1 protein-coding gene is annotated in these 1,681 nt (G+C 56.1%); it reads left to right on the top strand.

Features of this window, described 5'->3' with window-relative positions; genetic code table 11:
- Positions 1 to 71 precede the first annotated feature (71 nt).
- On the top strand, positions 72 to 1,517 hold the full coding sequence (locus ACFWW4_RS22640) for an IS1182 family transposase (protein ID WP_411892902.1): 1,446 nt from the start codon (positions 72 to 74) through the stop codon (positions 1,515 to 1,517).
- The last annotated feature ends 164 nt before the right edge of the window (positions 1,518 to 1,681 follow it).

The following is a 1,681-nucleotide window of genomic DNA, read 5'->3' as shown; positions in this document are numbered from 1 at the left end:
GAGGCTGTGTGAAAACTCCCCTGATGATCTGAATGATGGTATGATTTCGGCATTCGTTGCGGAGGCTTTGCATGGGTCAGTTTATCGAAGGCGTGGACCGCCAGCAGGCGCTTTTGCTGCCTGAGTGTCTGGATGATTATGTATACGAAAACAGCCCCGTCCGAGCGATTGATGCCTTTGTCGACATGCTCAGTTTGGCTGAGTTGGGTTTCCAGGCCACGCCAGCTGCGACCGGTCGGCCCGGTTATCATCCCGGGGTTATGCTGCGCATTTATCTCTATGGGTATTTGAACCAGATCCAGTCTTCGCGGCGGTTGGAACGGGAGTGCGGTTGCAACCTGGAACTCATTTGGCTGACCGGCCGGTTGAGGCCGGACTTCAAAACCATTGCTGACTTCCGTAAAGATAATGGGCCAGCGATCCGCAAGGTCTGCCAGCAGTTCGTGGCACTGTGCCGCAATATCAATCTGTTGGATGGGAACCTGGTCGCTATTGATGGCAGTCGGTTTAAGGCGGTGAATGCCAAGGCCAAGAACTACACGCGCGGCAAGCTGCGTCAGAAGCTGGGTGAGATTGATAAGGCCATTGAACGCTATCTTGGTGAGTTGGATCGCGCCGACGAGGTGTTTGAGCAGACCGGAACGGTATTGCCGGAGGCGCGCATGGAATGCACCCTTCGAAAGCTGGAACATCTGCAGAAGGAAGCCCGTCGCTACAGATCGATCGAGAAACGCATGGATGAAACGGGCGAGACACAGGTCTCGCTGAGCGATCCCGATGCGCGATCCATGGCGACGACGCCCCGCATGCCGCGCGTTGTCGGGTATAATGTGCAAACCGCGGTTGAGGCTGAGAACCACCTGATCGTCGCCCATGAGGTCACTATGCATGGCTACGACCGTGACGCCTTGTCGATGATGGCCCTCGCTGCGCGCGACGCCATGGCCACGGATCGGATCGAAGCCATTGCCGACAAGGGTTATTACAAGAGCGAGGAAATCCTCGCCTGTGAAGAGGCCGGGATTGCGGTCGTTGTCCCCAAACCTCAGACTTCAAATGCTGGCGCGCGTGGGCAATTCGACAAAGCTGACTTCACCTATGACGCGGAGGCTGACGCCTATATCTGCCCCGCTGGTGAGCAACTGATCTACCGGTTCACGGGCCAGCAAGATGGCAAAGCGATCCGGACGTACTGGTCCAGCCATTGTGAGGGCTGTGTCATCAAAGACAAATGCACCAACAGCAAGGAGCGGCGCATTCGCAGATGGGAACACGAAGATGTGCTGGAACGGGTCCAGCAGCGATTGGACAAAGACCCCACTCAGTTGGCAGTCCGCAGCATGACCGTTGAGCATCCCTACGGCACGATCAAATCATGGATGGGGGCCACGCACTTCAAGATGCGCAGATTGAAAAACGTCGCCACCGAAATGGCGTTGCACGTCCTCGCCTATAACATGACCCGTGTCATCAATATCATAGGTATCCCAGCACTGGTTGCCGCGATGAAGGCCTAATAGCCGGAGGTCAGACCCAAAACGGCGTCTAAACACGTCAGAGCGCGATCAGAACGACCTACACATCAAATCTGACCCGCCACTGTCGATGATCTGGCCACATACGATCCAAGCGCCCAACACCGCAGAAGCCTCCCAAACTCAGATAGTTTCCACACAGCCTC

This window comes from Yoonia sp. SDW83-1 (genome assembly GCF_046762885.1).
Classification (GTDB): Bacteria; Pseudomonadota; Alphaproteobacteria; order Rhodobacterales; family Rhodobacteraceae; genus Yoonia.
This window is presented reverse-complemented; position numbering and strand designations above follow the sequence as displayed.

Bases quoted from the DNA above. Each gene is read 5' to 3' on its own strand.
- ACFWW4_RS22640 (WP_411892902.1), top strand. From the start codon at position 72: ATGGGTCAGTTTATCGAAGGCGTGGACCGCCAGCAGGCGCTTTTGCTG.